This window comes from Capnocytophaga granulosa ATCC 51502 (assembly GCF_000411115.1).
Classification (GTDB): Bacteria; Bacteroidota; Bacteroidia; order Flavobacteriales; family Flavobacteriaceae; genus Capnocytophaga; species Capnocytophaga granulosa.
This window is the reverse complement of record NZ_KE150253.1, coordinates 293,315-316,499: the sequence shown is the minus strand read 5'-3', so window position 1 is coordinate 316,499 and position 23,185 is coordinate 293,315. Positions and strand designations below refer to the sequence as shown.

The 23,185-nt window shown below is 44.4% G+C and carries 23 protein-coding genes; 16 read left to right on the top strand and 7 right to left on the bottom strand.

Annotation, left to right across the window (positions count from 1 at the left end):
• The first annotated feature begins 77 nt into the window (after positions 1 to 77).
• From HMPREF9331_RS06485 to HMPREF9331_RS06435, 11 genes are all read left to right on the top strand, one after another.
• A complete protein-coding gene (locus HMPREF9331_RS06485; RefSeq protein ID WP_016420200.1) occupies positions 78 to 3,320 on the top strand; it encodes a SusC/RagA family TonB-linked outer membrane protein in 3,243 nt (1,080 codons plus the stop codon).
• Positions 3,321 to 3,331: 11 nt separating this feature from the next.
• Complete coding sequence (locus HMPREF9331_RS06480) at positions 3,332 to 4,825, top strand: RagB/SusD family nutrient uptake outer membrane protein (RefSeq protein WP_016420199.1); 1,494 nt, start codon at positions 3,332 to 3,334, stop codon at positions 4,823 to 4,825.
• Between the two features lie 160 nt (positions 4,826 to 4,985).
• Positions 4,986 to 5,516: a hypothetical protein gene (locus HMPREF9331_RS06475; RefSeq protein ID WP_016420198.1), complete on the top strand. Its 531-nt coding sequence runs from the start codon at positions 4,986 to 4,988 to the stop codon at positions 5,514 to 5,516.
• A gap of 169 nt (positions 5,517 to 5,685) precedes the next feature.
• The gene (locus HMPREF9331_RS06470) at positions 5,686 to 6,216 is read left to right on the top strand and encodes a hypothetical protein (RefSeq protein WP_016420197.1); all 531 of its coding nucleotides are present in this window, start codon (positions 5,686 to 5,688) and stop codon (positions 6,214 to 6,216) included.
• Positions 6,217 to 6,389: 173 nt separating this feature from the next.
• On the top strand, positions 6,390 to 6,962 hold the full coding sequence (gene msrA, locus HMPREF9331_RS06465; RefSeq protein ID WP_016420196.1) for a peptide-methionine (S)-S-oxide reductase MsrA: 573 nt from the start codon (positions 6,390 to 6,392) through the stop codon (positions 6,960 to 6,962).
• On the top strand, positions 6,934 to 7,161 hold the full coding sequence (locus HMPREF9331_RS06460) for a putative signal transducing protein (protein WP_009640841.1): 228 nt from the start codon (positions 6,934 to 6,936) through the stop codon (positions 7,159 to 7,161). The genes msrA and HMPREF9331_RS06460 overlap by 29 nt, the downstream gene beginning before the upstream one ends.
• Positions 7,158 to 7,961, top strand: a complete 804-nt coding sequence (locus tag HMPREF9331_RS06455) for an HAD family hydrolase (RefSeq protein WP_016420195.1) — start codon at positions 7,158 to 7,160, stop codon at positions 7,959 to 7,961. The genes HMPREF9331_RS06460 and HMPREF9331_RS06455 overlap by 4 nt, the downstream gene beginning before the upstream one ends.
• Positions 7,962 to 8,162: 201 nt before the next feature.
• Positions 8,163 to 8,822: a hypothetical protein gene (locus HMPREF9331_RS06450; protein WP_040357146.1), complete on the top strand. Its 660-nt coding sequence runs from the start codon at positions 8,163 to 8,165 to the stop codon at positions 8,820 to 8,822.
• A 478-nt stretch (positions 8,823 to 9,300) separates the two neighbouring features.
• Positions 9,301 to 9,897: a hypothetical protein gene (locus HMPREF9331_RS06445; protein WP_016420193.1), complete on the top strand. Its 597-nt coding sequence runs from the start codon at positions 9,301 to 9,303 to the stop codon at positions 9,895 to 9,897.
• The gene (locus HMPREF9331_RS06440; protein ID WP_009640773.1) at positions 9,887 to 10,186 is read left to right on the top strand and encodes a winged helix-turn-helix domain-containing protein; all 300 of its coding nucleotides are present in this window, start codon (positions 9,887 to 9,889) and stop codon (positions 10,184 to 10,186) included. Before HMPREF9331_RS06445 ends, HMPREF9331_RS06440 begins: the two co-directional genes overlap by 11 nt.
• 291 nt (positions 10,187 to 10,477) lie before the next feature.
• The gene (locus HMPREF9331_RS06435; protein WP_016420192.1) at positions 10,478 to 12,019 is read left to right on the top strand and encodes a collagen-like protein; all 1,542 of its coding nucleotides are present in this window, start codon (positions 10,478 to 10,480) and stop codon (positions 12,017 to 12,019) included.
• Between the two features lie 46 nt (positions 12,020 to 12,065).
• Here HMPREF9331_RS06435 and HMPREF9331_RS06430 read toward each other — a convergent pair whose 3' ends face one another.
• The 7 genes from HMPREF9331_RS06430 to HMPREF9331_RS06400 form a co-directional block, all read right to left on the bottom strand.
• Positions 12,066 to 13,802, bottom strand: coding sequence for a 1-deoxy-D-xylulose-5-phosphate synthase (locus tag HMPREF9331_RS06430; RefSeq protein WP_016420191.1), 1,737 nt, complete (start codon positions 13,800 to 13,802; stop codon positions 12,066 to 12,068).
• Between the two features lie 4 nt (positions 13,803 to 13,806).
• Positions 13,807 to 14,217, bottom strand: a complete 411-nt coding sequence (gene ruvX, locus HMPREF9331_RS06425) for a Holliday junction resolvase RuvX (RefSeq protein ID WP_016420190.1) — start codon at positions 14,215 to 14,217, stop codon at positions 13,807 to 13,809.
• Positions 14,218 to 14,261: 44 nt separating this feature from the next.
• A complete protein-coding gene (locus HMPREF9331_RS06420; protein ID WP_016420189.1) occupies positions 14,262 to 14,882 on the bottom strand; it encodes a 4'-phosphopantetheinyl transferase superfamily protein in 621 nt (206 codons plus the stop codon).
• Positions 14,883 to 15,992, bottom strand: coding sequence for a 2-amino-4-hydroxy-6-hydroxymethyldihydropteridine diphosphokinase (gene folK, locus HMPREF9331_RS06415; RefSeq protein WP_016420188.1), 1,110 nt, complete (start codon positions 15,990 to 15,992; stop codon positions 14,883 to 14,885).
• Positions 15,993 to 16,041: 49 nt separating this feature from the next.
• Positions 16,042 to 16,623 carry an acyl carrier protein phosphodiesterase gene (locus HMPREF9331_RS06410; RefSeq protein WP_016420187.1) on the bottom strand — a complete coding sequence of 194 codons (582 nt, stop codon included), beginning with the start codon at positions 16,621 to 16,623 and terminating at the stop codon, positions 16,042 to 16,044.
• 70 nt (positions 16,624 to 16,693) lie between these two features.
• Complete coding sequence (locus HMPREF9331_RS06405) at positions 16,694 to 17,356, bottom strand: hypothetical protein (RefSeq protein WP_016420186.1); 663 nt, start codon at positions 17,354 to 17,356, stop codon at positions 16,694 to 16,696.
• 68 nt (positions 17,357 to 17,424) lie between these two features.
• Complete coding sequence (locus tag HMPREF9331_RS06400) at positions 17,425 to 17,820, bottom strand: lipocalin-like domain-containing protein (protein WP_016420185.1); 396 nt, start codon at positions 17,818 to 17,820, stop codon at positions 17,425 to 17,427.
• Positions 17,821 to 17,934: 114 nt separating this feature from the next.
• On the opposite strand from HMPREF9331_RS06400, the gene HMPREF9331_RS06395 reads away from it, so the two are divergent.
• The 5 genes from HMPREF9331_RS06395 to HMPREF9331_RS06375 are packed head-to-tail and all read left to right on the top strand — an operon-like array spanning position 17,935 to position 23,185.
• Positions 17,935 to 18,690, top strand: coding sequence for a Rossmann-like and DUF2520 domain-containing protein (locus HMPREF9331_RS06395; protein WP_016420184.1), 756 nt, complete (start codon positions 17,935 to 17,937; stop codon positions 18,688 to 18,690).
• On the top strand, positions 18,680 to 19,207 hold the full coding sequence (locus tag HMPREF9331_RS06390) for a KdsC family phosphatase (RefSeq protein WP_016420183.1): 528 nt from the start codon (positions 18,680 to 18,682) through the stop codon (positions 19,205 to 19,207). The genes HMPREF9331_RS06395 and HMPREF9331_RS06390 overlap by 11 nt, the downstream gene beginning before the upstream one ends.
• A gap of 52 nt (positions 19,208 to 19,259) precedes the next feature.
• On the top strand, positions 19,260 to 20,102 hold the full coding sequence (locus HMPREF9331_RS06385; RefSeq protein ID WP_016420182.1) for an aminotransferase class IV: 843 nt from the start codon (positions 19,260 to 19,262) through the stop codon (positions 20,100 to 20,102).
• 15 nt (positions 20,103 to 20,117) lie between these two features.
• Positions 20,118 to 21,812: an Ig-like domain-containing domain gene (locus HMPREF9331_RS06380; RefSeq protein ID WP_016420181.1), complete on the top strand. Its 1,695-nt coding sequence runs from the start codon at positions 20,118 to 20,120 to the stop codon at positions 21,810 to 21,812.
• Positions 21,809 to 23,185: an MATE family efflux transporter gene (locus HMPREF9331_RS06375; RefSeq protein WP_016420180.1), complete on the top strand. Its 1,377-nt coding sequence runs from the start codon at positions 21,809 to 21,811 to the stop codon at positions 23,183 to 23,185. Before HMPREF9331_RS06380 ends, HMPREF9331_RS06375 begins: the two co-directional genes overlap by 4 nt.

Genomic DNA, 23,185 nt, shown 5'->3' with positions numbered 1-23,185 from the left:
GCAAAAATAAATTTTTCGTTTTGCAGGTTATATTTTTTTTACTACTTTTGCCCTTGTATTTCTTAAAACAATATCTGATGAGATTAAACAGACTTTTGTATGCATTGTTGTTGGTGATAACAATGCAGAGCTTTTCGCTCGCACAGGAGCGGGAGGTATCGGGCAGCGTCAAGGACGCTAGTGGAGAGCCACTCTTTGGAGCGGCCGTAATGGTAGAAGGGGGCGGTAAGAGTACCGGAACCGATATAGATGGTAAATTTACCATTAAGGTAGCCCCAGGGAAGAACTTAGAGATTAGTTTCTTAGGGATGAAAACTAAGGTAGTCAAAGTAGGCTCTTCCAAGCGTATTGATGTAGTCTTGGAAATAGAGTCTCAGGACTTGGATGAGTTCGAAATGGTGGGCTATGCGACCGTGAAGAAAGACCAGTATGTAGGTTCTGCCTCCTCTGTGGATAAGGAGTCCCTCAAGCGTAAGAGTGTCTCCGATGTATCCCAGGCATTGGCTGGGGAAGCCGCTGGGGTGCGTGTGATCAACACCTCTGGCCAACCTGGTTCTTCGGCTACAGTGCGTGTACGTGGCTTTGGTTCGGTCAATGGAAACCGCAGTCCACTCTATGTGCTTGACGGAGTGCCTTTTGATGGTAACCTCTCTTCCATTAATCCAGATGATATTGAATCGATGACAGTGCTCAAGGATGCGACTTCTACCTCAGTATATGGTTCACGTGGCGCCAATGGGGTGGTACTGATCACTACCAAGAAAGGTCGTGCCAATCAGTCCAACATACAAGTAGAATCCAAGATAGGTTTTAACTCTCGCTTGTTACCTCGCTATCAGGTAATCAGCAGCCCAGAGGAATACGCCGAAATAGGCTGGAGTGCTATGCGCCAGCGCGGGGTCTTGGAACAACAAAGAAATCCATCAGGCTTCAATGCTACTTATTCCAGCGTGGAGGACTATGCCAATAAAAACCTTTTTGGCCGTCTTGGCTTTGCTACCAAATACAATATGTGGAATGGCGATGCTACAGAGCTGATAGACCCTTCCACAGGCAAAATGCGCCCTGGGGTTACTCGTAAGTACAGCCCTGAAAACTGGGCAGACTATGCTTATCAGGCATCTGTACGTACCGAATACAACCTTAATATAAGCGGTGGAAACGATAAGACTACTTACTACACCAGCTTGGGTTACTTGGACGATGTGGGGTATGCTATCAATACCAATTTCAAGCGTTATTCAGGCCGTGTAAATGTCTCTCACCAGGCCAAACCTTGGCTTAAAGGCGAATTTAACTTAGGTTATGCTCACTCCAAGAGTAGAGAAAACGGACAAACCGAAGACGTGGATAACCTCTTCTGGGTAACGGACAACATGCCGCCTATCTACCCCTTGTTCTTGCGCGATGCTCAAGGAAACAAGGTACCCGATAAGTACTTCCCTGGTAATTACCAATATGATTTTGGGAACGGACGTGGTTTCTCTGGAACAACCAACGCCATCGCTCAAGGGATGCTTGATAGAAAGGATAGAACACGTAATGAGCTTAATGCCAATGTGTTCTTCAAGGTGGATTTCCTCAAAGAACTTTCCTTCGAGACCCGCTTGGGAGGACAATACTATAATAAGAGTATAGACAATGTAATCAACCCTTACTATGGTGCAGAACAAGGCGAGAAAGGACGTATCACCAAGCACAAACAAGAACTCTTGAACTATACCTTCCTACAACTCTTGCGCTATAATCAATCCTTTGGCAATCACAATGTGCAGGCTTTCGTAGCTCATGAAAGCACTACCTATGACAAGACCTTTATGTATGGTAACAAGAGCGGATTGGTAGATCCTAAGAGCAATGAGCTTAATAGTGCTATCAAGCTCGCAGGTCTTAACTCCTATACCAATAGCTACCGCTTGGAGAGTTATTTCGGTCAGGTGATGTATGACTATGACAGCCGCTACTTGCTTTCTGCCTCTTTGCGTCGTGATGGTTCTTCTCGTTTCCTTAATGAGAAATGGGGTAACTTCGCCTCCGCAGGTATAGGCTGGGTAGTGAGCCGTGAGAAATTCTTGGAGAACAAGAAATACTTGCCTTACCTTAAGCTCAAGGCCAGCTATGGTACTGTGGGCGACCAAAATATAGGTTATTATTCAGGCTATGATGTGTATGATATAGACAACTTTATGAACCTGCCTGCTGCTACCTTCTATCGTATAGGTTACCCTGACCTTACTTGGGAAAAGTCCAAAATATTCCAAGTAGGTACCGAATTTACCTTACTTGAAAGCAGAGCGATAGATGTACAATTGGATTACTATCACAAGACTACCGACAACCTGATCTTTGCCAGCACCTTGGCGCCTTCTTCAGGAAACAACGTCTATACAGTCAATGATGGACTCTTGACCAACAGCGGATTGGAGTTCAGTGTGACAGGTCATGTGGTGAATCAGGAAGATTTCAAGTTGGATCTATCTCTTAACGGAGAGGTACTCTCCAACAAGCTTACCCGTATGCCTATAGACAATACCACTCAGAAACCCAAGGTGTTGGATAACATAGGAGGATATGCACGTGCCAAAGACCACTCTATCTATGATTTCTATATGCGTGAGTATAGAGGGGTAAATCCAAACACAGGGGCTGCTCAATATACTATGTACTATCAAGATCGCAATAATAACCAGCGGTATGACAACGGAGAAGAAATCACTTCTTTGTATGAGTTCGAGGCAGCGAACCCTGGTGCAGCGGTACAACAGACCCTCACCGAAACCTATACCAAGGCTACCCAGATGTTTGTAGGCAAATCAGCTATACCCGATGTACGTGGAGCCATCACCCTAAAGGCAGCTTACAAAGGCTTCTCTTTTACTACCCAGTGGCTCTACGGATTAGGAGGTTACTCTTATGACAATATCTATGCCAATATGATGACCAACCGAAAGATAGGGGGCAATATGTGGCATGCCGATGTGCGTAATCGTTGGCAACGCCCTGGCGACCAGACCGATGTACCTCGCCTCTCCTCTGGCTTTAATGCCAATGAGCAGAATGTCAATTCTACCTCTACTCGCTTCTTGACCAAATCCGACTATTTGGCCTTGAACAACATCACCTTAGGCTACGACTTGCCCAAGGAAGTATGTGAGAGTGTAGGTTTCACCTCATTGACTTTTACCCTTTCAGGAGATAATCTTTGGATACTTACTCACCGCAAAGGGTTTAACCCAACCGCTTCAGAAGTAGGAAGTTCCAATCGTTACCAATATGCGCCACTTTCTACCTTTACCTTAGGAGTAAGAGCTAATTTCTAAAAACAACAACCATGAAAAAGAAGATATATATAGGACTATTGGCAGTGAGTATGGCACTTACTGCCTGTCAAAAGGATTTTTTGGAGACCAAACCTTCCGAAACACTCTCAGGAGCTGAGCCACAGGAGAAGCTCAATGGTCTCTATGTGATGCTGGCCAAACCACGTTCGGCTAACACACGCCCAGGACAAGACTATCCCCGTGCGGAGGACTTCGGACAGAAGAGTTATGATATCTATATGGATATGCTCTCTGGCGATATGGCGTTCTCTCAATCCTATTACGGCTGGTTTTCCAATGTAGCCAACCTGCAAGCCACTCAGGACTTTAGTGCCGCAGAGAACTATACCCCTTGGCGCTATTACTATAAGGTAGTATATACCGTCAATGACCTTTTGGCACAGGTAGGTACCCCCAAGAATGATGATGAGAAATATATCGTAGCCCAAGCACATGCCCTCAGGGGATACGCTTATTTCTATCTGCTACAGCTCTTTACCACCGAATATGACCCCAATGCGCTTTCTATCCCGCTCTATACCGAGGCCAACAAGGTAGGAAAAGGCAAGGCACGCCAGTCTGAGGTGTATAGCCTAATCGTAAGTGACCTTACCAAGGCGGTAGCTGACCTCAACGGCTTTACCCGCAGCAATAAGGGTATGATAGACAAGTATGTAGCCGAGGGACTCTTAGCCTATGTATATGGAGCTATGGGCAATAATGATGAGATGACCCGCTTAGCTTTAGATATAGTAGAGCATAGTGGTTACCCCCTTACCACTCGTAAGGAGACTTACTATGATGCAGCTACCAAGCAAGGAGGGGGCTTCAATGACCTGAATACACCCAGCTGGATGTGGGGACTTGACATCTTGGCCGAGAACAACATCACCGAAGTATCTTGGTGGTCACAAGTGGATATCTTCACCTATGGCTATGCCGATGCCGATGAGATCAAGGCGATAGATGACCGACTTTATGGACAGATAAGAGCAAATGACCTACGCAAAAAGCAGTTTGATGACAACGATGTAGATCCCGATCCATCGCTCAACAATCGTCATCGCCCTGTCAATAAATTCTTTGCCCCTGGACGTACCCGCAAAGGGCAGATGGTCGTTACTACCGACTACCTCTATATGCGTGTAGATGAGTTCTACCTCTTGGCTGCCGAAGGTTTGGCCAAGCAAGGCAATGAAGACAGAGCGAAGGAACTCTATAAGGAGCTCCTTACCCTACGCTATCCAGAGGCTACCGCTGCTGCTGATGTCGCCTATGTAGATAGTCTTACTGATACCGCGCTGCTAGATGATATCTACCTTAACACCCGTATAGAGCTATGGGGAGAGGGAAAGAGTTATCTCTCGCTTAAGCGCAACAAAAGGAGTGTAACCCGTGGTAATAACCATATACAATACAATGGGGAGACCTTCCAGTACAATGATCCTAAGATCACCCTACTGATCCCCGAAGACGAAGTTAATAACAACCCTAATATTAGATAACCCAAGAAGATGATGAGGCTGCCTTTTGGCAGCCTTGTTTTTTTGTACTTTTTTCTGTTAAAAAATTTGCTTTTTATTTTCTCAAAACGTAATTTTGTGGTGCTCTTTAGAGATGAGGAATTTTCCAATTTTTTATAATGAAAATTACAATTATCTTGTTATGAAAAAAATATATTTACTTTTGGTTGCTGTGGCAACTGTTATGACTTTTATGGCTTGCCATAAAGAAAAAGAGGTAGAAGAAAAAGATGATGGTTATTGTTGTCTTGTTCCTCCATTTGAGTATTTTTATTTCTATATAGATAAAGAAGATGTTTCTTTAGCGAACTTCAAAAGAGAACTATCTATATACAAGCTTACTGATCAAGGGAAAAAAAGGGTTGATAATATTCCAGAAGAAGAAGGCACTCTTGAATCTGTTGAAGGAGATAAAAATAGTGATTATATAAGCTTCGTTGCTGTAAGGACTGGGCTTAATAATTTTGGAAAAAGAGAAATAAATTATTCTTTGGAAGGTGCTGGTATAGCTATAAAGCTAACTATCAGGGCAGAACTTACCGATATGGGGCGTTGTGGTACAGCCATTCATATATATGAAGTTCTTCTCAATGATAAGAAATGGAAACCTACTATAGGTAAAAATAAAGCTCCTATTTATACCCTCAAAAGCAGTATGATTACTGTAAAATAACGTGTGTTCGAGGTAAGCAAAATTATATTTTTCTCCCACAATCTCATAAAAATCTATGGAATCTGTGTTTCACATACCCAGCTGTGAGCACTCGCTGGCTTTGTGGGAGCTTTCGTTATATTGAACTCATGTCTATTTAAAATGCCATTGATATTAAATAAATCTTGTTATGAAAAAAATATATTTACTTTTGGTTGCTGTAGCAACTGTTATGACTTTTATGGCTTGCCATAAAGAAAAAGAGGTAGAAGAAAAAGATGATGGTTATCGTTGTCTTATTCCTCCACTTGAGTATTTTTATTTCTATATAGATAAAGAAGATGTTTCTTTAGCAAACTTCAAAAAAGAACTATCTATATACAAGCTTACTGATCAAGGGAAAAAAAGGGTTGATAATATTCCAGAAGAAGAAGGCACTCTTGAATCTGTTGAAGGAGATAAAAATAGTGATTATATAAGCTTCGTTGCTGTAAGGACTGGGCTTAATAATTTTGGAAAAAGAGAAATAAATTATTCTTTGGAAGGTGCTGGTATAGCTATAAAGCTAACTATCAGGGCAGAACTTACCGATATGGGGCGTTGTGGTACAGCCATTCATATATATGAAGTTCTTCTCAATGATAAGAAATGGAAACCTACTATAGGTAAAAATAAAGCTCTTATTTATACTCTCAAAAGCAGTATGCTTACTGTAAAATAGCAGTGCAAAGTAAGCGGTGAATAGTGTTTTTTTACTATTCACCGCTTTTTTAATTTCTCCGCTTAGCTGTTGAAATATTTTGCAACTACAACAAAGACTCCTTGCAAAAATTATTCACTTTTAATTGTTCACTATTCATTTATTTTGTATTTTTGCCTGCAAGAAAAGATTCTATGGAAGTAGCTATTATAGCAGCAGGATGCTTCTGGTGTACGGAGGCTATTTTTAAACGACTCATTGGCGTAGAACAGGTAGAGGTAGGTTTTGCTGGAGGCCATCAGCCTAATCCCTCTTACCGAGAGGTGTGCAAGGGCACCACAGGCCATGCCGAGGCTATACGTATCACCTATGACTCCAAGCAGCTTTCTTATATGGATATATTGGAAGTCTTCTGGCAAGCACACGACCCTACCTCTCTAAACAAGCAGGGGGATGATGTGGGCGAGCAGTACCGCTCGGCAATCTTTTACCTCAATGAAAGCCAACACCAAGCGGCCTTACTTAGCCGAGAGCTGATAGCACAGGCTTTTGATACTCCTATAGTAACCGAAATCGTCCCCGCGGGCACCTTCTATCCCGCCCAAGAGGAATACCTGATGAACTATTACGAGAATAATACCGACAGGGGTTATTGTATCTTCACCATCGCACCGAAAATCAACAAGATACACGACCTCTTTCAAAAGAGAATAAAACCAACCTATCAAGCATTAGAACATGAAAACAGAACTCAAAAAACTCTTTGAAGGGGATATGCCTACGGTAACCCTTCTCAAGGCTGCGCTACAGGAAGTGGATATTACTCCTATTATCAAAGACCCAATGGCCTCAGCAACTATTGCGGGCTATGGAGCCTTGGGGGGCAACCAGCAAGTCTATGTATTCCAAGACCAATGGGAAAAAGCCACTGAAGTACTCAAAGAACTTAACCTTAGTCAAGGATGATCAAACTCATTATTTCCGATATGGATGGGACACTCCTGAACAGTCGTCACGAGTTGCCCAAGGATTTTATGTGCGTATTCAAGCAGCTTCGCCAGCGCGGCATCTACTTCTGTGCGGCCAGTGGACGGCAGTATCTGAGCCTGTTACAATTCTTTGACCCTATCAAAGATGATATGGCTTTTATCTCTGAAAATGGCGCCTTTGTCAATGTAAATGGCAAGGAGGTCTATCAGAATGCCATCGCACCCTACTATATCCAGCAGGTGCTAGAGCGCTATAGGCAATTTACAGGTATGGCCGTAGGACTCTGCGGGAAGAAGGCTACCTACCTATTTCCCACTACCCCCTATGCCGAGGAGCAGGTACGTATATATCACCATACCGTGGTGAAGGTCACAGACCTGTCTGAAATCGAGGATGATATCTTCCAAATCACGCTGCTTGACCCTAGGGGCGCTCGCGAACATTCCTTTCCTGCCTTCTCTTCTTTCTCACAAGAAGGACTAAAGGTAACCATCTCTGGTGCCTATTGGATAGATATCACCAATGCAGGGGTCAACAAAGGGGTAGCCGTGACAGCCCTACAAGAATCCTTAGGCGTCACCCCCAATGAGACTATGGCCTTCGGAGACTATCTCAATGATTTAGAGCTACTTGCAAGAGCTACCTATAGCTATGCCATGAAGAATGCCCAAGAAGAAGTAAAGCAGGTAGCTACCTATCAAACAGAGGAAGACAACGACCATGACGGAGTGTTAAAAACTATTGTGAGAGAGTTAAAAATCAACCTTAATTCTTAATAACACAAAAGGTTTTCCTTTTTGGAAATTCTTGTTTTTATTAATAAATTCCTTTTTCCAAACAAAATTAAGGAATTAACTAAACTTTAATCAGGTATATTGCTTTGTTGCTGAAAAAACGTACTTTTGCCCTGTGAAATTTTAAGCACCCTTTCCTAACAGTTTTTAGCAAAGGGGTCAGTCTTAAAGAAATAACAGAAAATGCTTAAGAACAAGAAAAAGTACCTTTCTATGACCAAGGATTTTCTCTTTCCTATGGGAATTTCTGCTGTAGTGGCTACTGTTTTGACGCCTTCTTTAGGCACTCAAAAAGACCTTCATGCCAGTCTAAGAGTACAAGCCCCACGTGAGGTGAGTGTAAGCCAAGTGACCGAGAACACTCCGCGCCTCTCTCTTATGAATCACCAAAATGATTTCATAGGGTTCAAAGAAAAAATGGGCTACCGTGAGTCCCGCAACAACTACTTTATTACCAATCCGTATGGACATGTAGGCAAATACCAGTTTGGCAAATCGGCCTTAAAGTTCTACGGTGTCTCCCAATCAGAATTTCTTAGTAGCCCCGCCCTACAAGAAAGCGTGTTTTACGCTAGCTTAGCTCACAATAAGTGGAAGCTCCAGCATGAGATTACCACTTTTGCAGGCAAGAACTTTGCGGGAGTACCTATTACTGAATCAGGCATCTTGGCTGCTGCTCACTTGCTAGGCGCTAGCAGCGTGAAGACCTTCTTTAAGTCCGAAGGAAAAGCCTCCCTTGCCGATGCCAATGGCACCTCTATCATCAATTATATGAAGAGCTTCCAGCACTTTGACCTCTCCAATATCAAAGCTAGCAAATACGACGGACGCAAACTCATATAGATAATGACTAGTGACTAGTGACGAATGACCAATGACTAGTGACTAACGACTAATGACTAATAACAAACGCCAGTAATGATGTATCATTATTGGCGTTTTTCTTTTATTACAATTTAAATAACGTGAGTTCGATATAACGAAAGCTCCCACAGATTTTCACGGATTTCACAGATTTTCTATGTTTGTATAATTGTACTGTTGCGATTTACACAGATTTTTATAAGGCCAAAGGCCTTATTTATCCGTGGAAATTAAAGAGTTATACTTAGTTGTTGTGTTATTCTCTCTGTGAAAATCCGTGGAATCTGTGGGAGAAGAAATATAATTTTGCTTATGTCGAACTCATGTTAAATAATTGATAATCAATTTGTTGTAAAAAATATCAATTGTCAACAAAAAATAATTTGAAAAATATTTGGTTTATAAAATAAACTTATTTATCTTTGCATCGTATTTAAAACCCTAAATTTATATCATCATGGAACTACAACCTGCCGATAGCTTGAAACTCATTCAGGATATCATTCGTCAAAGAAAGCAAAAGTATGAAGAAAATGGTTTCTTCTTGATCTTTTGGAGTGTATTGATTTGCCTTTCTGGAATCATACAATTTGTGATGCTTGCCACGGATTACTATCCCCGTTACTCATGGATAGGCTGGGGCGTACTGATGCCCTTGGGATTCTTTATCTCCTTCTTCTCAAAAATGAAAGAGGGCGCGAGAAACCGAAAAGAGAAAAAGCGTACCGACCCGCTTGACTGGCTTTGGCTCGTAGCAGGACTGGGGGCTATTTCTTGCTTTTGCTTGCCTTTTAGCAATTGGAAAAATTACGAGATTGCTATGCTGGTAATCTATCTGCCTTTCTCGTTTGTTTCCTTGGCGATCGCCCTACACCTAAGGGTTTCCTTGTGGGTAGTGACCTCTATCATGGGAATTGTACTCACCTATAGTGTGTTGTTCTTCCACTATGGAATCGCCTTGCCGCTACTCTGTGCCGTATTGGCCTGCTTATTGTTCCTTATTCCAGGAATACAGTTCTATACTAACTACAAAAAGCAAAGAGATGTTCAGTGATTTAGACCCCATCTTGCACTCCCAACTCAGATTGGCCATAGTTTCTTTGCTTATAGCAGAGGAAAAGGCTGATTTTGCTCGGATAAAGCAGGCTACCAAGGCCACTTCGGGGAATATTTCGGTACAAATACAAAAACTAGAAACCGCAGGATATATCTCGGTTACCAAGTCCTTCAAGGATAACTATCCCAATACCGAAATCACCCTTACCCATAAGGGACTATTGGCTTTTGAGAGCTATGTGGAGGCGCTAAAGAGTTATTTGGTTATTGATACGAATCATAGTTGAAAGGCTATTTGCCCATTTGCCAATGAGTTTCTTTTTGCTAAGGAACTCATTGGCAAATGGATGTTTTGAGAAATAACACAACCTCTTATATAGATAAAGGTTTTAATAGCAAAAATTCTCTTTTATAGCAGTTAATTTACATAAATATCCTTACTTTTTCCCCCTGAAAAAACCCGACTTTTATACAAAATCTACTATCTCTCAACAACTTACAAAAAACAAAGAAACCTTTAGGATATTTGCTAATTTTTCCTTAACTTTGTAGTACAAATACACTAAATCGTTATGATTATGAAGAGGGTTCTCTTTTTTATCAGTGCCCTAATAGGGCTTTGGATAGTTATCAGTTGTCAAAAGGAAACGGTTGTTGAACGTGTTGAAGTACAGAAAGGTAATATCATTCATTCGGGAATGGGAGCGCCTGATGCAGCTTTGGGGAATATTGGCGACTATTATATAGACCTTGCAAACGCTCAGCTCTATGGTAGCAAAACCGCTGATGGCTGGGGTAATCCCATTAGCCTAAAAGGTATCCCTGGCGACAAAGGGGATAAGGGCGAGAAAGGAGACAAAGGGGATAAGGGAGACAAGGGTGAGAGGGGCGACCAAGGTCTGAAGGGAGATAAAGGGGATAAAGGCCTCAAAGGAGAGCAGGGTGACAAGGGCGACCAAGGCGAACGTGGAGAGCAAGGTATCCCTGGTAACAAGGGCGAGAAAGGAGACAAGGGCGAACGAGGTCTTAAAGGTGAGCGGGGTCTCAAAGGCCTCAAAGGCGAACGGGGAGAGAAAGGAGAAGACGGCAGGGACGGGTTGCCTGGCCCTAAAGGTGCTGATGGGAAAAATGGCAAAGACGGCGCGCAAGGCCCTAAAGGAGCAGACGGCAGGGACGGAGCGCAAGGACCCAAGGGAGCCGATGGTAAAGATGGTGCCCCAGGTCCCAAGGGAGCCGATGGTAAAGATGGTGCCCCAGGTCCCAAGGGGGCTGATGGCAAAGACGGACTGCCAGGGCCGCAAGGACCACAAGGCCCTAAAGGGGCAGATGGTAAGGAGGGCGCGCAAGGCCCCAAGGGAGCTGACGGAGAGAAGGGCAAAGATGGACATTCCGCCCCTTCTGATACAAAGAAAAACAGCCTTTTCTCTGGCTCTGGCGCCCCAAACAATAGCTTAGGGAGTGAAGGTGATTTCTATATAGACCTACTCAACAAGAGGCTTTATGGGCCTAAAACTAATAGAGGTTGGTCTGATCAGTTTATTAGCTTAGGGGCTTCTCCTTCACAGAATTATGATTATGAGTTGGTTTATGAGAAAAACGAAGGAGATCGGTTTGAGGGAGAGGTACTTAAACAATGGCTCTCCATTCGCATCAGACATATTAATATGAATGAAGATGAAGACCTGAGAAAAGTAAAGAAAATCGCAACAGATGTCTTCAAGAATTGTAGCCGATTGGAATCCATTGTCATAGGAGAGAATGTAGAAATCATAGAAGCACGTGCTTTCCAGAATCTAAAAAGTTTAAAAAGGGTTATCCTAAGCCAAAAGATAAAAGGAATACACCCACACACCTTCAGCAATACAGGATTAGTAAGTATCACCCTACCTGAGAGCATCACGCAGATAGATCAAGGAGCCTTTGCCGATTGTGAGGACTTAGAGACTGTCATCATAGAGGCAAAAACCCCTCCTAAAATAACTTCTGTAAAGGGAGTTGATCGCGCTATTTTTGAAAATGATAGGAAGCTCAAGCATATCTATGTTCCTGCCAGTAGTATATGGGAATACAAAGGCACCAAAGGATGGGAGGCATACGAACACCTTATAGAAGGGAAATAATCTTTTGAGTTTATCTGCCATATAGGCAGTCTCAAGTATTTTGGCCTTACTTTTCAGCTAGAAAATTGGTAAGACCTGTAAAGGCACGTTGCAGAGCAACTGAGCCATGCTCTACAAAGACATCGGCTATAGCTACGATTCTGATCGGGAGGCTGTAGCCTTTTTCTTTGGCAAAGACCACAATACTCTCACCAAAACCGCCCGCCTTGCACCCCTCCTCTACCGTAATCACTGCCTGATATTTTTTTAGGACATGATGCAAAAGCTCCTCATCTAAGGGTTTAATCCATCGCATATCGTAATGGGCAAATGTCTCAGCCTCAGGGTGCTGGTCTATCTCTTGGGCAACCTCATCGGCTATGGTACCTACCGAAAGCACCGCATAGCGTGTGCCTTCGCGGAGTTGTACCCCTTTCTTCTCTATTTTCTCAAAAGGTAGCTGCCACACCGTTAGCTGTCCATAACCACGAGGGTAGCGTATGGCCAGCGCCTTATCTTGCTCAGGGAGTTGGGCGGTATAGAGGATATTACGTAATTCTACCTCATTGCGAGGGGCAAAGATTTCTATATGAGGAATACAGCGCAAGTAAGCTATATCAAATACGCCCTGATGGGTAGCACCGTCCTCCCCCACTAGGCCTGCCCTATCTATACAGAAAATCACTTTGAGCTGTTGCAAAGCTACATCGTGAATGAGTTGGTCATAGCCTCTTTGCAGAAAAGTAGAATAAATGACCAAGAAAGGCAGCAGCCCTTGGGTAGCCAATCCTGCGGCAAAGGTAACTGCGTGTTCTTCGGCTATGCCTACATCAAAGGTGCGAGCGGGGAATTGTTGCTGCATATAGTGGAGCGAACTACCTGTTACCATGGCTGGAGTAATGCCCACAATAGCCTTGTTCTCGGCGGCCAACTCACAGAGGGTATGGCCAAAAACGTCCTGAAACTTCGTTTGTTGCCTCTGCTGAGGTAGAAGCATACCCGTAGCGGGGTCAAACTTGCCTGGGGCATGAAAAAGTGTCTGTCGCTCTTCTGCCCTTTGGTAGCCCTTGCCTTTGGTAGTACGGATATGCACTAGCTGTACCCCAAAGAAATCTCTTGCCTGGCTTAGTACAGGAATTAGCTCTTCAAAGGAATGCCCATCATAGCTACCTAAATACTCTATTTGCAAATCAGCAAAGAAACTGCCCTTATCGGCTCCCTTGGCCAAGCGTTCCAAGTAATAGCGAAAAGCGCCTGTAGAGGGGTCTATGCCTATTTGGTTGTCATTGAGCACCACCAGCATATTGACCTTGCTATCCCCCATTTGGTTGAGTGCCTCCAAGGCCATGCCATTGACAAAAGAAGCGTCCCCGATGACAGCCACATGCTTGCGTGAAAAATTCTCCTGAAGCACTGCTGCGGTAGCCATGCCCAATACGGCCGAGAGGGAAGTACCCGCATGGCCTGTACCGAAGGGGTCGTATTCGCTCTCCTTGCGCCTTGGAAAACCTGAAAGGCCTCCCCATTGGCGATTGGTAGCAAAGCGTTCGCGCCTGCCTGTAAGGAGCTTATGTGGATAGGCCTGGTGTCCTACATCAAAGACCAATATATCCTCAGGGGTATTGAACACATAGTGCAGGGCAATAGTCAGTTCTACCACGCCCAGACCAGCCCCCAAATGACCTTCCTTGGTGGCTACTTCATTAATGATAAAATGGCGCAACTCCCCCGCCAGCTGCCTAAGCTCGGCGAGAGAGAAATGGCGGATATCCGCAGGGGTATATACTTGTTCGAGTAAAGTCATTTTCTTATGATAAAGAACTCAAATAATCTTGTAGGATAAGGGTCGCACTGATCCTATCCAAGAGTGCTTTGTCCTGTCTTTTTTTCTTCTTAGTACCACTCTCCACGAGGATATGTGAGGCTATTTTCGAAGTAAAGCGCTCGTCATAGCGAGAGACGGGAATCTCAGGGAGTTTTTCTTGGAGCTTTTCAATAAAAGTAGCTATGGCCATTTCACTCTCTGAGAGTTCGCCAGAGACCTGCTTGGGCAGGCCTACAATAATACGTTCTACCTGTTCCGCTTGGCAGTACTTCTGTAAGAAATCCAGTAGCTCAGTTGTTTCTACCGTCGCCAGTGCCGAGGCAATGAGTTTGAGTTCGTCGGTTACCGCGATACCACAACGCTTGGTACCATAGTCTATTGCAAGAATACGCATTTTTGAGTTTTGAGTTGTTAATTTTGAGTTGTTCTATTCACTTTTCATTCTTCACTTACCACCGTCCAAATATACTCCTCCCAAAAGAAACTCTGTACCTCGTAGGCCTTATCGCCTTCGGGATGGGTGATGAGGGCTTGTTGGCAAGGAACGAGGGCTTGGAAATGAGGTGTTTGCAAATCCTCATAGAAGCGAACCGAGGGAAAGTCGGCAATCTTATAGAGTGCTTCCTTGATCGTCCATAGTTGGGTATAGGCTTGTATTTGGGTAAACTCGTCCATATCGGGAGGGGCTTGCCACGGGGTAAAGCGGGGAGCAAGGCGAAGGATACGGGGGGTACAGCGCTCTATGTCTATCCCTATGGCGTGCGAGCCTAGGGCAATCATTACAAAATCTTGGCTGTGGGTGATAGAGATATTTCGCCCTTCAAGCTGTGGCTTGCCCTCAGGGGTATAGTAAAGAGCTGTGGTAGGTAGTTGTGCCTGTTGCAACAAATGACGAATGGCCAAGAACTCCCGCTGCTTCTTCTGGCTGTGGATGGTCGTCAGCCGCTCTTCCTCCCCCTGGGAGAGGGTGAGGCCAGCGCTAAGCTGCGCCACCGTCTCGGTGAGTTGCCATGTATAAACATGGGTATCGGCTATATGGAGTTGCTGAAAAAAAGGCATCTATTTTGTAATTAGGGCGGTGATAAACTGGTAATCGTCTTGGTTATTTACAAAATCCATATAGGAGACATCTATAAAAAGAGTATTTAGCGAGGGATTATGCTGCAAAAAAGACAGATAACTCTGCTCGATACGTTCCAAATAGGTTTTAGAGATAGGCGTCTCGAAACTTCGCCCTCTTTTTTGTATATTCTTTAGTAACGTATCAGTATGTTGATGGAGGTAAATATACAAATCTGGCTTTATCATCCGCTCAAAAAGCAAATAGAACAGCTCTTCATAGAGGGTATATTCCTTGTTAGGAAGCGTCTCTTGAGCAAAGATAAGGGATTTGGAAAAGGCATAGTCAGCTACCAAGAGGGGATGTTCGTTCAGGGTGAGGGTATGCTGGAGTTGCTTATAGCGGTCTTTGAGAAAGCTCAGTTCAGTGGCCAAGGCATAGCGCTGTGGCTGCTTGTAGAAGTCCTCCAAAAAAGGGTTAGTGGCAAATTCCTCCAAGAGTAACTGTCCTGAAAAGTCTTCCGCCAAGCGAGTGGCCAAGGAAGTTTTACCTGCGCCTATATTCCCTTCTATGGTGATATAGCGATAGGGAATGGTGCCTTTGTTCACAGGTAGGGCGAAGTCCTGTTTTACTAAGGTAAGAGCGGCTGTATCAGGGCAGACTTCAAGGAGCTGGCTTATCGTTTGCCCTTTGGCAGGGTCTATAAAGTTGAGAGCTATATCGGCTAAAGGCTGTAAGACAAAGCGCCTTAAGGCCAACTGTGGGTGAGGTATGCAAAGTGTATCGGTTTGTACGACCTTATCATCATAGTAGAGGATGTCAATATCCAAGGTACGTGCCTTGTAACCCTCCGAAGGCTGAGAGGTACGCACACGCCCCAAGCGAGCTTCTATAGCATGGAGTCTGGGCAGGAGCGCCTCCAAAGGTAGGTCGGTATGTAGCTCTGCGCAGATATTATAGAAAGGCTCCGAGCTAAACCCCCAAGCAGGGGATTCGTATAAGGGCGATACCTTCACAACTTTGCCTACCTCACGATGCAGGAGGAAGAGTGCATGCTGGAGGTACTGTGCCCTATTACCAAGATTACTACCTAATGAGAGAAAAAACATAGTTAGTTTTGAGTTTTGAATTTTGAGTTGCCAAGGATTGTTAGGATTGTTATTTGTCAATTGTTATGACAAACTCTTGTATTTCTTTAAAAAAAGGAAGAAACTCGGCTTCAAAGAGAGGTTCTTCGGTTTGCAGAGAGGTAATCGCATACTGCATGTGGGAGCGAAACTCGGTTCGTCTATCCATCTGATAGAGGATTCGTGCCAATCCCGTATAAGTCTGATAGGCTTTAAGCCAATTATCTCGCATCATATAGCCAGCAATAGACTGCATTTGGGGGTTTAGCACCTCCTTTTTCTCCTGCAAAAGTGCATAAAAGCGCTCAATATAGCCATCGAAATCCTCCGAAGAGAATGTATGCCAGTGCTTGGCCAAGAAATAATCATAGAAAATATCTGTAATCACTCCCGCATAATGGCCATAGAGAGGCACCAACCGCCTTTTGCTTTCTCGAAAAAGAGGATGGGCATCGGTAAAAGTATCTATTTGCCTATGCAGGAGAATACCACGCTGTACTTCTTCTGGATAGTCCAGATACTGCTTACCTCGTATGGTATCTCCCATAAAATTCCCCAACTTTAGCAGGTCATTCTCTTCTCCTGATAAAAAAATATGTGCTAAAAAATTCATTTTTAACGATTAATGATTAATGATTAACGAATTAAGAATAATCATTATCAGCGTTAATCATTAATCATTATTATTTGTCTTTAACAATCACAAAGCGGGCTTTGTAGCCAGTGAGCAGCGCCCATGTCTGGTTGATAAGCGTTTGGTTTTGGTCATCTATCACAAGGAACTCAGCCGTGTTGGGACCATAGAGTCCTTGGTTGAGTGCCTTGATTTCTATTTTGTTAAAACCTACTTTCAGGGGAATATGTAGGCGCTGGAAGTCACCACGTAAGTATACATTGCTTATCACCAACTCATCATTGAGGTATATATCCACTATATCCCCATCTACATCGGCATAGTCGCGGCAAAAGATACCTACCCCATCGGCAGTGCTATTGAACTCGCCATAGGACTTATCACCCCTAAGGGCAGAGAGGTCTTGCTCCTTTTCCAGTTTCAGATCAGTTTGGTACTTAGGCAGGGTAATCTCCTTTTGGGCATATTGCTTGCGGTACTGACCAGTGAAATCCACGCCCTTGTCTTCTGAGGAAAAGGAGGGCGTAGGGTTTTGCTTTTGGTAGTTCTTCATCCAAGAGGACACCTCGGAGCTCTTCTGCTCTGCTCCCTTGGGTTGTAGGGGTGCCTCTTTCTTAGGAGTGAGTAGGAGTGACCCCGAAGAAAACTTCTCTGGTTGAGCATAGAGACAAGCCGTAGCTAATAGAAATAGGGTAAGAAATAACGTTTTCATACCCTAAGAAAAGCAAAAATCATACCAAAATAGTGACTAATGACTAACGACTAGTGACTAATCATTTGTTACTTGTCACTAGTTTTTCTGACAAGTTTTACTTTAGAGACTATTTTTTGTCCTTGGATCTCAGCGGCATCGGTAATGATGAGTGTATCTCCTTTGATTTGGTAGAGGCTACGCTCTATACGCTTGAGTTCGTTGGTTACCTTGATACTGTCAGGTGTTGCCGTATAAGGAAGGCGGGAGATATTTTCCTTACAATTATCAAATGGGACAAAGGCGTGATAAGTAATCGAATCCTTGCCAAAGGAAAGATAGGTCTTCTTGGTACAATCGTCCAAGGGTTGTGTCCTATCATTTACAGCGATACTTGCGATTTGCCAATCTCCTTGAAGAGACGGCTTTTTAGAACAGGCACTAAGGAGTGCCAAAAGGGCGGCAAAGCCTACGAGTTTTCTCATGAATGTAATTTTAAGTGCAAAAGTACGGTTTTTCTCTGAGCTGACCTAAAAAAATAAGACAAATCTTTTGAGGTGTCATAAAAATATAGTACTTTTGGCATTTGTTTGCTATCTATGAAGAAAGTAGTCCTTTTGGGCGGGGGCAATGTGGCCTATCACTTAGCCCAACGACTTACGGAAAACCCTCAATACCAGCTCGTACAGCTATACAATCGCAGTCCACTAAGTACTGCCTTTGACGCAATTGCGGTAGAGAAAACCACACAGTTGGAGGCTTTGCTCCCTGCTGATATTTATATCCTTTCAGTCAAGGACGATACCATAGCCGCGCTCTCTGAGCAGCTCCCTTTCGAAGGGCGCTTGGTGGTACATACCTCAGGCAGTGTGCCTATGCAGGCGCTTAGTGCCCGCCAAAGGCGTGGGGTATTCTACCCCTTGCAGTCTTTTTCCATAGCGCAAGCGGTGGATTTCTCAAAGGTTCCTTTCTGTTTGGAGACGGAAGAAGTCGCTGATTATGCACTTTTGGAGGGCTTGGCCAAGGTATTTTCCCCTAAGTGCTATGCCATAGATAGTTTGCAGCGACAATACCTACATGTGGCGGCTGTTTTTCTAAACAATTTCACCAATCACCTATGGTATCTGAGCCAGCAACTCTGCGCTCGTGAGGGGATTCCTTTTGAGCTGTTGCAACCGCTACTGGAGGAAACCTACCTCAAGGGGCAACAATTGTCTTTCTTTGAAGGACAAACAGGCCCTGCCAAAAGGGGGGATCGTGCTGTGATAGAGAAACATTTAGCCCTGCTACAAGGCATAGAGAAAGAGATTTACCGAGATATATCAACTTCTATATTAACAACCTATGGAAAATAAAAATTACAAGGAATTATTAGGTGACATCACCACTTTTATCTTTGACATAGATGGGGTGCTTACCCAGTGCCAAGTTTTGGTGCAAAACGATGGCGACCTCTTACGTTCGTTCAATGTAAAAGATGGTTATGCCATTAAGCAGGCAATCAATCAGGGCTACCGCATTGCCATTATCACTGGAGGGAATAACATAGGCACTCGCCGAAGATTTGAGCAATTGGGTGTTACCGACATCTATATGGCCAATCACCTGAAGATAGAGCCTCTAAAAGAGTATATGGATAAGTATGGCCTGCGCCCTGAGGAGATTCTCTATATGGGGGATGACATTCCCGATGTAGCCCCGATGAAGCGTGTCGGCCTGCCTACCTGTCCACAAGATGCCGTACCAGAAGTGAAGGCCGTAGCCCGATATATCTCCCATCTGGGCGGTGGACAGGGTTGTGTGAGAGAGGTCATAGAACAGGTGATGAAGGTACAAGGCAAGTGGCTGACCGAGCTTACACAAAGACTATAGGAGAACCCGAAAATAATCCGTAACTTTGCCCCCCTTAATGTAACTGTAACGAATGATCAACTATAACGGAGAAATACAACAGACCTCCCCTGCCCTTTCGGCTAAGAATCGCGGTTTCCTCTACGGAGATGGCGTCTTTGACATTGTAAAATATGTAGAGGGTAGTCTCTTTTTTTGGGAAGAACACTACCTACGCCTGATGGCTACCATGCGTATTGCACGTATGGAAATCCCAGCCAACTTTACCATGGAGTTCTTAGAGGCTGAAATCAAAAAAACAATACAGGCCAATGCCCTTTCGGCCAAGCCCGTACTGGTGCGTACTACCATTACCCGCCGAGAAGGAGGTGGCTATACGCCCCAAAGTGCTGAGGTGAATTATTGCATGGATATAGAGGGAATCACCACACCCTTCTACCAAAACCTGCGCATTGGTTATGAAGTGGAGCTATTCAAGGATTATTACACCCAGGCCGACTTGCTTGCTACGCTGCTAACGACCAACCAATTGCTTAAGATCATCGGAAGCGTATTTGCCCAAGAGAATGATTACCAGAACTGTATCCTGATGAATACGCAGAAGAATGTGGTGAGCTTCTTGGACGGAAACCTGTTTTTAGTCTTTGGCAATCAGGTAGTTACCCCTCCTCTATCGGAAGGAGCGCCCAATGGAATTACCCGTAAAAAACTCATAGAAGCCATAGGAAAGGCCGATGGCTTCACCATAGAGGAACGCCCTGTCTCACCTTTCGAATTACAAAAGGCTGATGAGCTATTTCTGACCAACACCCGACAAGGCATACAGTCCGTGAGTAAATACCGCAAAAAGGAATATGCCAATGTGGTAGCTACCCAGCTATTGGGCAAACTCAATACCGCTGTACACTTGGGATAAATAGGACAAACTATTATGAAAAAAACATACCTTTATCTGCTCGGTGGTGCGCTGCTGCTGTGGGTAGCTTGTGCTCGCGTAGGCTCTCCTACGGGGGGCGCACAGGACAAGACCCCTCCGAAGGTAGTGAAAACCATCCCCCCTAACGAATCGGTGAACTTTACAGGCAACCGCATTCGCATCTATTTCGATGAGTTTGTTACCCTTAAGGACATACGCAAACAGCTCATCGTCTCCCCTCCCTTGGCCTATTTCCCTGAGATTACCCCTTCGGGAAATGCTTCCAAGTATATCAATATCAAGATATTGGACACCCTAAGAGCCAATACTACCTATACCCTTAACTTTGGTAAGAGCATACAGGACAACAACGAAGGCAATCCCTTGAGCTTCTATACTTATACCTTTTCCACTGGCAACACCATTGATTCACTGACCCTTAAGGGGCGTATCAAGGACGCACTGCTCCCCAAAGCGGACAATTTTGTCAATGTGATGCTCTACGAAATGGGAGAGAAGTATTCCGACTCGGTAGTGTATAAGGAGCGACCTCTCTATGTTGTCAATACCTTAGATAGCCTCACCTCATTTGAGCTTACGCACCTGAAAGCCGGCAAGTATAGGTTGGTGGCGATGAAGGACAAGGACAACAACTATCTTTTTGATCCTAAGAGTGATAAGATAGCTTTCTACCCAACCCCTATTACGATACCTACCGATAGTACTTACACCCTTTCCCTTTTCAAGGAGGTGCCCCAGACACAAACCTCTCGCCCCTTCCAGTCGGGTGAGCAACGTATCAGCATAGGGTATCAGGGAGAAAAGGACAGTATCCAAGTAAAGCCTCTCTCTCCCCTGCCTGCCGATTGGAAATGGGTTATGGAAAAAGAGCCTGCCAAAGACACCCTATGGCTGTGGTATCACCCGAAGGTGGAGGATTCGCTCAAGCTCTTGGTAAAGAGCAACCGAACTGATACCATCAAGGTCAATCTGCGTAAGATGAAACCCGAAAAATGGAAAATCACCCCTGAGTTTAAAGGTATCTCCCCCACTGAAGAAGAGATTGTGCTCTCTTCCAATACGCCTATCCACACCTTCAATAAGGAAGCCATAAAGATAATGGTTGCTAAGGATAGTATCGAAGTGGGATTTGAACCTATTTTCACCCCCAACACCTCCCAAATCACCCTCAAGGTAAAGGTAAAAGAAGGGGAAAAATACCAGTTCAAGGCTTTTAGTGCCTTTGAAAACTTCTTCGGTCAGAAGAGTGATACCTTACAGGACTCCTTCACTGCCAAGAAAGTAGAAGATTTTGGCTCCCTTAAGCTCACCTTTAAGGATGATGTACCTTTGCCTTTTATCATTGAACTTACTGATAAGGAGGCCAAGAAGGTACTCTATGAGCAATATGTGGAACAGACCAGCCCTTCCTATAGCTTTCCTTTTCTCAAAGCGGGCAACTACCGCCTGCGAGTGATAGAGGATCACAACCGAAACAAAAAATGGGATACAGGTAGCTACCTTAAGCACCTGCAAGCCGAACCTGTGCACTACTTTGCCAAAGAGATAGAACTGCGTGCCAACTGGGAGATAGAACAAGAAATCTCCCTTGCAGAACAAGCTGAAGAGAAACCTAAACCGACTAAAGAAAATACCACTACTGCTGAAGAAAAACCTACTAAGACAGAAGAAAAACGAGTGAAAAAATGAAACAATACATCAACGAATTTGGCTATAACCTCCGCTTAGCGCTTCCTATCATACTCTCCATGCTGGGGCATACCTTGGTTGGAGTGATTGATACAGCCATGGTAGGAAAGGTAGGTACTCTGGAGCTTGCTGCGGCCTCCTTGGGCAACAGTTATGTCTTCCTACTGATGTCCTTTGGTATCGGTTTCTCCACTGTGATTACTACCCTTACCGCCGAATCGGTCAAGAAGAATGATACAGCCCAGACCAAGTCCATACTCACCCATGGCCTACTCACTCATACGATCTTGGGAGTCCTTATCTTTGCAGGGCTTTTCCTTTCCGAACCCCTGATGCGCTACACCCAACAGAAGGAAGAGGTGATCGCCTTGGCGGTACCTTATGTACATCTGGTAGCTGTCTCTATCATTCCTATGATGTTCTTTCAAGCACTCAAGCAATTCGCCGATGGCTTTTCTATTACTCAATATTCACTCTATGTAACTATAGCGGCCAACCTGCTGAATATCTTTCTAAACTACCTCTTTATCTATGGTAGTTGGGGTTGTCCACGTATGGGCGTACTGGGGGCTGCTGTAGGTACTTTGGCCTCCCGTGTGGTGATGCCTATCCTGCTTTGGCTGATCCTCTACAAGGATACCCGCTTGACCCAATATATGACAAGGCTTATGCCCAAGATAGATGGTGCCATGATTCGCAAGTTCCTCCATATAGGCGTTCCCTCTGGTCTTCAAGTGGTCTTTGAAGCAGGTGTCTTTATTGCTGCCACTTGGCTCAGCGGCGTACTGGGAGAAATCTATCAGGCAGCCAACCAAATTGCCTTGAGTATAGCTACCCTGACCTTTATGATTGCCAATGGCATGAGCGTGGTGGCCATGATACGTGTGGGTAACTACAAGGGCTTGGAGGATTATGTCTCTTTGCGCCGTGTGGCTATCTCCATATTTCTTTTTATCCTTCTGTCACAAGTCGTCTTAGGTGGACTCATGGGGCTATTGCGCTACCAGTTGCCTGAACTATTCTTGGACACCGATAAGCTCAGCTCATCCACTAACATAGGTTTAGTGATAGAGGAATCGGCACATCTGCTACTGATCGCTGCCCTCTTCCAAATCGTAGACGGAATCCAAACAGTTGCTCTAGGGGCACTACGTGGCTTGCAAGATGCCAAAGTGCCTATGATACTCTCTTTTATATCCTATTGGATCATCGCCTTTCCTATTTGTTATTACTTAGGGCTACACACTCCACTGAAGACCACAGGTATCTGGATAGGGCTCCTTATAGGCCTGGCTTTTTCGGCATTGCTACAAACTGCCCGCTTTCTGCTCCTCTCTGGCAGACTTATAAAGAATCATCCAACTGAAAACTAA

Bases quoted from the DNA above. Each gene is read 5' to 3' on its own strand.
- msrA (WP_016420196.1), top strand. From the start codon at position 6,390: ATGGAAGTAGCTATTATAGCAGCAGGATGCTTCTGGTGTACGGAGGCT.
- folK (WP_016420188.1), bottom strand. From the start codon at position 15,992: ATGTTTTTTCTCTCATTAGGTAGTAATCTTGGTAATAGGGCACAGTAC.
- ruvX (WP_016420190.1), bottom strand. From the start codon at position 14,217: ATGCGTATTCTTGCAATAGACTATGGTACCAAGCGTTGTGGTATCGCG.
- HMPREF9331_RS06440 (WP_009640773.1), top strand. From the start codon at position 9,887: ATGTTCAGTGATTTAGACCCCATCTTGCACTCCCAACTCAGATTGGCC.
- HMPREF9331_RS06390 (WP_016420183.1), top strand. From the start codon at position 18,680: ATGGAAAATAAAAATTACAAGGAATTATTAGGTGACATCACCACTTTT.
- HMPREF9331_RS06455 (WP_016420195.1), top strand. From the start codon at position 7,158: ATGATCAAACTCATTATTTCCGATATGGATGGGACACTCCTGAACAGT.
- HMPREF9331_RS06485 (WP_016420200.1), top strand. From the start codon at position 78: ATGAGATTAAACAGACTTTTGTATGCATTGTTGTTGGTGATAACAATG.
- HMPREF9331_RS06380 (WP_016420181.1), top strand. From the start codon at position 20,118: ATGAAAAAAACATACCTTTATCTGCTCGGTGGTGCGCTGCTGCTGTGG.
- HMPREF9331_RS06405 (WP_016420186.1), bottom strand. From the start codon at position 17,356: ATGAAAACGTTATTTCTTACCCTATTTCTATTAGCTACGGCTTGTCTC.
- HMPREF9331_RS06435 (WP_016420192.1), top strand. From the start codon at position 10,478: ATGAAGAGGGTTCTCTTTTTTATCAGTGCCCTAATAGGGCTTTGGATA.
- HMPREF9331_RS06475 (WP_016420198.1), top strand. From the start codon at position 4,986: ATGAAAAAAATATATTTACTTTTGGTTGCTGTGGCAACTGTTATGACT.
- HMPREF9331_RS06410 (WP_016420187.1), bottom strand. From the start codon at position 16,623: ATGAATTTTTTAGCACATATTTTTTTATCAGGAGAAGAGAATGACCTG.
- HMPREF9331_RS06375 (WP_016420180.1), top strand. From the start codon at position 21,809: ATGAAACAATACATCAACGAATTTGGCTATAACCTCCGCTTAGCGCTT.
- HMPREF9331_RS06400 (WP_016420185.1), bottom strand. From the start codon at position 17,820: ATGAGAAAACTCGTAGGCTTTGCCGCCCTTTTGGCACTCCTTAGTGCC.
- HMPREF9331_RS06460 (WP_009640841.1), top strand. From the start codon at position 6,934: ATGAAAACAGAACTCAAAAAACTCTTTGAAGGGGATATGCCTACGGTA.
- HMPREF9331_RS06470 (WP_016420197.1), top strand. From the start codon at position 5,686: ATGAAAAAAATATATTTACTTTTGGTTGCTGTAGCAACTGTTATGACT.
- HMPREF9331_RS06450 (WP_040357146.1), top strand. From the start codon at position 8,163: ATGCTTAAGAACAAGAAAAAGTACCTTTCTATGACCAAGGATTTTCTC.
- HMPREF9331_RS06445 (WP_016420193.1), top strand. From the start codon at position 9,301: ATGGAACTACAACCTGCCGATAGCTTGAAACTCATTCAGGATATCATT.
- HMPREF9331_RS06385 (WP_016420182.1), top strand. From the start codon at position 19,260: ATGATCAACTATAACGGAGAAATACAACAGACCTCCCCTGCCCTTTCG.
- HMPREF9331_RS06395 (WP_016420184.1), top strand. From the start codon at position 17,935: ATGAAGAAAGTAGTCCTTTTGGGCGGGGGCAATGTGGCCTATCACTTA.
- HMPREF9331_RS06420 (WP_016420189.1), bottom strand. From the start codon at position 14,882: ATGCCTTTTTTTCAGCAACTCCATATAGCCGATACCCATGTTTATACA.
- HMPREF9331_RS06430 (WP_016420191.1), bottom strand. From the start codon at position 13,802: ATGACTTTACTCGAACAAGTATATACCCCTGCGGATATCCGCCATTTC.
- HMPREF9331_RS06480 (WP_016420199.1), top strand. From the start codon at position 3,332: ATGAAAAAGAAGATATATATAGGACTATTGGCAGTGAGTATGGCACTT.